The organism is Steroidobacter sp. (assembly GCF_016790065.1).
Taxonomy (GTDB): Bacteria; Pseudomonadota; Gammaproteobacteria; order Steroidobacterales; family Steroidobacteraceae; genus Steroidobacter.
In genome coordinates this window covers 1-5,498 of the sequence record NZ_JAEUPY010000344.1, presented here as the reverse complement: position 1 = coordinate 5,498, position 5,498 = coordinate 1, and the positions used below count along the sequence as shown (strand labels likewise).

The following is a 5,498-nucleotide window of genomic DNA, read 5'->3' as shown; positions in this document are numbered from 1 at the left end:
GGTCGCACACTTACATTCCGCTTGTCCTGCTGCTCCGACGCGCGTTCGCGTGGGTGCACGACTGGACAAAGCCGGCCAAGGGGTTCTGGTGGCGTTCCCCATCGATGAGGTCACGAACATGGCAGACGATCGCCAGCTGCGAGAGATGACATGCGATCCGCGCTTCCGCAAAGTTTTGATAACAGATGGCAAAACAGCGACCGGGCAGGCGCTGGCGAAAGCGCTGGTGGCCGCAGGCGCAGATATCGTGTGGGTCGGGCAAGCCGAGCCTTGGAAACGTTTTCCCGGACTCGATCGGCTCGCCGAGGATCCGAAGATCACTGTGGTGCCGTTGGACGTGACTGACTCGCGTTCGGTCGCGCAGTTAGCTGGTGAGATCGGTGGGCGCGTCGACATCCTGATCAACAACGCGGAAGTGCATCGTGCTCACGGTATCGCCAGTCGCGCCGGTGTCGAGGTGGCGCGCTCTGAAATGGATGTGAACTATTTCGGCCTGTTACGTCTGGCGCAGGAGTTTGGGCCGGCACTCAAAGGCCGAAGTGCCGACGGACAATCGAGCGCGACGGCCTGGGTGAACATTCTATCGGTGTTCGCTCTGAGCAATTTCCCTTCGCACGGCACGTTCTCGGCGTCCAAGGCAGCGGCGCTGTCGTTGTCACAATGTTTGCGTGCAGAAATGAGGCCGGCTGGATTGCGCGTAGTCAACGTCTTCCCGGGCCCCATCGAAGACGAATGGAGCCAGGCGTTGCCGCCGCCCAAGCTCACCCCGGAGGCTCTGGCCAAGGCTGTGGCCGGCGCGCTGCGCGACGGTGTCGAGGATGTCTATCCCGGCGACGTGGCACAGGAATGGTTCGCGCGCTGGCGAGAGAATCCCAAGGTGTTGGAGCGCGAGCTGTCGCTTTGACGTGTAGTTGGAGGAGTCGCGATGTCTGCCACGCTCGCCGCACTGGCTACGGAGTTGTTGTCGAAACAGATCGAGGTCATCGATCTGACTCAGACATTGACGCCGGAGTTTCCGCAAATCGTGTTGCCGCCGGAGTTAGGTCAGTGCTGGCCGTTTCGTATCGAGGAAGTGTCGCATTACGACGAGCGCGGCCCAGGCTGGTATTGGAACAACTTCTCCTGCGGCGAGCACACCGGCACGCATTTCGACGCACCCATTCATTGGATCTCCGGCCGCGATCTACCGAACAACGCGACGGATACGGTGCCGGTACAGCAGCTGGTGGGTGCGGCTTGTGTCATCGATTGTTCGCGTCAAGCGGCCGCCGACGCCGATTATCTGATGACCGTCGACGACCTGCATTCCTGGGAAGCGGCTCACGGTCGGATCCCGGCGCAGTCCTGGGTGCTGATGCGCACGGACTGGTCGAAACGACAGGATCCAGTGGCATATCAAAACTTCGACGACACTGGCCAACACACACCGGGCCCGAGCGTCGAAGCGATTCGATTCTTGCTCGAGGAGCGCGACATCGTCGGCTTTGGTTCGGAAGCCATTGGCACCGACGCCGGCCAGGCATATCACTTGAAGCCGCCTTATCCCTGTCATTCCTTGATGCATGGCGCGGGTCGCTATGGCTTGCAGTGCCTGACCAATCTCGATCGATTGCCAGCCACCGGGGCGGTGGTTTTCGCCGCGCCTTTGAAGATCCGCAACGGCTCGGGAAGTCCGCTACGTGTGCTCGCGCTGGTTCAAAGGAGTTAGCTGAGCCTGCGCGTGTACTGGTGGAATGTGTCGCTTGAACAGTGCGATGCTGACCGCCATCAACAAGATCACAACGGCGATGCCGCCGAAGAACGGCGTGACTCCGCCGCTGAACAGAGCGGCGCCGGCGAACGCGCTCAAGATGCCGCCGAGCCGACCGATGCCCAATCCCGCTCCGACGCCGCTCGAGCGCGCCGAGGTCGGGTAGGCGTGGGCTGAGACCGAATACAGGCCAACTTGAACTGCCAGGATTGACGCACCGGCTCCGGCCATCACTAACAGCAACGGAGTCAAACGGTCGGCGTCATAGAGCGTGCTTTGAAAGACTGCGAGCGTAACGGCCAGCAGTGCGCCCATGAGACTGAGGACGATCAGCACGCGGCGCGAGCCGAAACGATTCATTGCGGTGGCCATGACGAGCGTGCCCACCACGCCGCCGAGATTGAAAACGAGCGCACAACGCAGCGCCACTGTGACCGGCAATCCCATGCTGGAAAGCACGGTGGGTAGCCAGTTGAACAAGGCGTAAACGCTGAAAATGCTGGCGAAGAATGCCACCCACAACAACAAAGTATCGGTCCGATACTGCGGCGCTAAGATCGCGGCGAGACCTTCCTTCTGTTCAGCACCGGCTTGCTCGGCGATCGTGAATGTATGCTCGGCGCTGTAACGCGTGCTGCGTGTAAGTCGGTTGAGAATCGTTGCAAGCTCAGCGCGACGCTGCGGCCGGCGTGCCAGGTAGCGCGGCGATTCCGGCATCCATAACCACATGCATATCACGAGCAGCAGGGGCAGCAGCGCGCCGGCCAGAAATACCGAGCGCCAGCCGAACGCGGGTAATAACTGGGCGGCGGCTTCGGCGCCAACGACGCCGCCGATAGGAACGCCGACGATGGTCACGGACACCACGACATTGCGAACCGTCAGCGGTGCGAACTCGACCACCAGCGAGGTTGCATTGGGCAGGCTGCCGCCGAGGCCTAAGCCAGTGATCAATCGATAGAGTGAGAGCTCGCCCGGAGTGTCGGCATACGCGCTGAGCAGTGAGCCGATGGCCACAGTGCTCATCGATAGAACGAGCGCGCTACGTCGACCCAACTTATCGCCGACCGGCCCCATGAGCATCGCGCCTAGCGCCATTCCAACCATTGCGGCCGCGAGTACCGGTGCGAGTTCGGCGCGCGTAATGTTCCATTCGGCCAACAGGGCGGGGGCGACGAAACCCACTGCCTGGATGTCGAAGCCGTCGAACACCAGCGTCAACACCGAGAAGACAAAAACCGTGAGAGGCAGTCCGCGAAAGGCGCAACCGTCGACAACCTGGGTAACTTGAACGCTGCCGAGGGACGATGCGGTCGCGGACTCGTTCATGATGGCGTGCCTCGCAGTGACGTTGCTTTCAGCGTGCTCCGACCGCGTGCCGGCCGCAAACCGAGCAGGCTTTGCTCGAGGCTGGCCAACAAAACATTCAGTGTCTCGATGTCCGACCCCGCCAGCTGGGCAGTCACTCGGTGGTAGACGTCGGCGGCGGCCTTTCTTACCCAGCCCAGCTGTTTGCGGCCACGCGGAGTGATACTGACCTCGGTGACACGCTGATCGGAGAGGCGTGCCCCAGTGCGGACCAGTTCCTCGTCCTCCATGCGCCTCACCACCTTGAGCAGGGTCGGCAACTTCATCACGGCCAGTTCGGCGATCAGCCCCATGGCGGCGGGATTGTGCTCATTGAGAATCATCAGCACGCGCCACCGAGGTTGGTCCATGCCCCGGGGCTTGAGTTCGCGCTCCAGACACTCGGTATACAGCGCCGTGACTCGATTGAGCCGATAGAACGGATAGTCCGCGATGCGAAACGACTCGTGGGCCGGACTGGTGCGCGCGTGTACTCCAGTGGCGCGTCTGGTTCGGGCGGGGGATGGATCGCTGGGCATGCTTCCTCGGCGGTTTCGGTGGCGACGGCACACCCTGAGGGGCGCCAGCATACCGGAAGCTCGGCCAATGCTGGCAGCCGCCCGCGATCCTGTGTATAACTTGAAGAGTCAAGCGATTTGGGTCCTGGGGAAGCGCGAACTATGTATCAACGCTATCCGATCGCACTCCGTCAGCCGCACGAGCGGTTCGACTTCTTTCAGGAGGTCGTGACCCAGATCTTCTGCCCCATGCACATCGAAACGGACCGCAGCATGCGCGGCTCCTTCAACGCGGCGCTGGAAACCGTCACGCTCGAAGATACTCATATGGTGCGCGTGGCAACCAGCCCGTTGGCGGTGCGCCGGCGGGCCCAGGATATCGCCCGGATCGACGATCCGCCGTACCTGGTGAAATTTCAAATCAAAGGCGAATCGCTGTGGACCCAGCGCGGCCGTGAGGTACATGCCAAGCCCGGTGATTTCATCATTGGCTCGACGGCCGAACCTTACACACTGACCTTCAAGGGTTACTACGAAATGCCGGTGCTGGTGGTCAGCCGTTCGGTGATGCGCCGACTGACGCCCGAACCGGATCGTTTCCTGGGCCGAAAGCTGTGCGGCGACGATGCCGATTGCGCCTTGCTGAGCAATTTCGTGGCGCAGGCGGCGCTGCGCATGAATCAGCTGTCGGGGCACATGGCGCGCCGAGTGGAAGCTTCCATTCTCGATTTGCTCGGCGGCGTGCTCAGCGAACGGGATCATCACGGGCCCATCACCCGCACCCAACAACTGACCCAGATCAAACAATACATTGCGAATCATTTGCAGGACCGTGAGCTGACGCCGGCCACCATCTCTCGGCATTTCGGGGTCAGCACCCGCTCCATCCATGCCATCTTCGAAGGCGAGGGCACGTCGATCAGCAAGTACATTCGTAAATTGCGAGTGGCCGGCTGTCGCAAGGCAGTGGAGAACGCCAGAGCGGGCCAATGGTCGTTGACGGATCTGGCCGTGGTGTGGGGCTTTTACGACCTGTCGCATATGACCCGCTGCTTCCGGGAGGAATACGGTGCGCCCCCGGGACAGTTCGTGGCCCGCGAGCGTCACGACTGATTGGTGGGGTGGGCTGTCCGCGGATGCGCGCTGGTACAAGCCGGCTTCGCTGTGCGCCAATCCTGCAGCGCTCCCTCAGTGCAAACTATCGGCAGTTCGAGCCGAATCATGCGAAGTTCGATCGTAGCGAGGGGTGGCGCAGTGAAGGACAATGGCATCGGCCGGTGGCACGCTTTGCTGGTGTCGACGGTGGTCGCACTTCTAGCCCTGATGCGGGGCGCGACTGCGGCGGAGGTCGCCGTGGATCCTTTGGCAGCCACTCAGCTGCCGGAACGGCCGGGCCCGCATTGGGTTTGGGTCAATGACATCGTGTTCAATCACATGGCCGACGGCAAAGCGTTCCTGCTCGACGGCGACAGTGGCTCGATGCTCGGCATGCTTAGCACCGGCTTCGGTTTCGGCGGCCTGGTGTGGCCGAAAAACTCCTCGGTGATCTACTCCCCAGAGATTTATTTCTCGCGCGGTACGCGTGGCACACGCACCGACGTCGTAACTCTCTACGACGGCCGCACGCTCGCGCCAGTGACGGAGATCGAGATTCCGCCCAAGCGTGTCTCGTCGATACCGATGCTCGCCAGTGCCAGGCTCAGCGACGATGAACGTTTCCTGTGGGTCTATAACTTTACGCCGGCGCAATCGGTGACTGTCATCGACACGGTGTCACGCAAGAGCTTAGGAGAGATCGAAACGGCGGGCTGCGCGCTGATCTACCCGACCGGGCCTCGCGGCTTCTTCTCTCTGTGCAGCGACGGCGCCGCGCTGCAAGTGCA

6 protein-coding genes are annotated in these 5,498 nt (G+C 61.8%); 4 read left to right on the top strand and 2 right to left on the bottom strand.

The window, feature by feature from the left end; translation table 11 throughout:
- Together JNL55_RS14225 and JNL55_RS14220 are read left to right on the top strand one after the other, a co-directional pair.
- A partial coding sequence (locus JNL55_RS14225; RefSeq protein ID WP_293854236.1) for an SDR family NAD(P)-dependent oxidoreductase occupies window positions 1-904 on the top strand: 904 nt, incomplete at its 5' end.
- Window positions 905-925: 21 nt separating this feature from the next.
- Window positions 926-1,708 (top strand): cyclase family protein, encoded by a 783-nt coding sequence (locus JNL55_RS14220; RefSeq protein WP_293854232.1) that lies wholly within the window; start codon window positions 926-928, stop codon window positions 1,706-1,708.
- On the opposite strand, the gene JNL55_RS14215 is transcribed toward JNL55_RS14220, so the two are convergent.
- Both JNL55_RS14215 and JNL55_RS14210 read right to left on the bottom strand, forming a co-directional pair.
- The gene (locus JNL55_RS14215) at window positions 1,676-3,079 is read right to left on the bottom strand and encodes an MFS transporter (protein WP_293854229.1); all 1,404 of its coding nucleotides are present in this window, start codon (window positions 3,077-3,079) and stop codon (window positions 1,676-1,678) included. The genes JNL55_RS14220 and JNL55_RS14215 overlap by 33 nt on opposite strands.
- Window positions 3,076-3,636 carry a MarR family winged helix-turn-helix transcriptional regulator gene (locus JNL55_RS14210; protein ID WP_293854226.1) on the bottom strand — a complete coding sequence of 187 codons (561 nt, stop codon included), beginning with the start codon at window positions 3,634-3,636 and terminating at the stop codon, window positions 3,076-3,078. Before JNL55_RS14210 ends, JNL55_RS14215 begins: the two co-directional genes overlap by 4 nt.
- A gap of 141 nt (window positions 3,637-3,777) precedes the next feature.
- Between JNL55_RS14210 and JNL55_RS14205 the strand changes: the two genes are divergently transcribed.
- Both JNL55_RS14205 and JNL55_RS14200 read left to right on the top strand, forming a co-directional pair.
- Entirely contained in the window at window positions 3,778-4,728 is a 951-nt protein-coding gene (locus JNL55_RS14205) for a helix-turn-helix domain-containing protein (RefSeq protein WP_293854223.1), read from the top strand.
- Between the two features lie 108 nt (window positions 4,729-4,836).
- On the top strand, window positions 4,837-5,498 hold a 662-nt coding region (locus JNL55_RS14200; RefSeq protein WP_293854220.1), incomplete at its 3' end, for an amine dehydrogenase large subunit.

Bases quoted from the DNA above. Each gene is read 5' to 3' on its own strand.
- JNL55_RS14220 (WP_293854232.1), top strand. From the start codon at position 926: ATGTCTGCCACGCTCGCCGCACTGGCTACGGAGTTGTTGTCGAAACAG.
- JNL55_RS14215 (WP_293854229.1), bottom strand. From the start codon at position 3,079: ATGAACGAGTCCGCGACCGCATCGTCCCTCGGCAGCGTTCAAGTTACC.
- JNL55_RS14210 (WP_293854226.1), bottom strand. From the start codon at position 3,636: ATGCCCAGCGATCCATCCCCCGCCCGAACCAGACGCGCCACTGGAGTA.
- JNL55_RS14205 (WP_293854223.1), top strand. From the start codon at position 3,778: ATGTATCAACGCTATCCGATCGCACTCCGTCAGCCGCACGAGCGGTTC.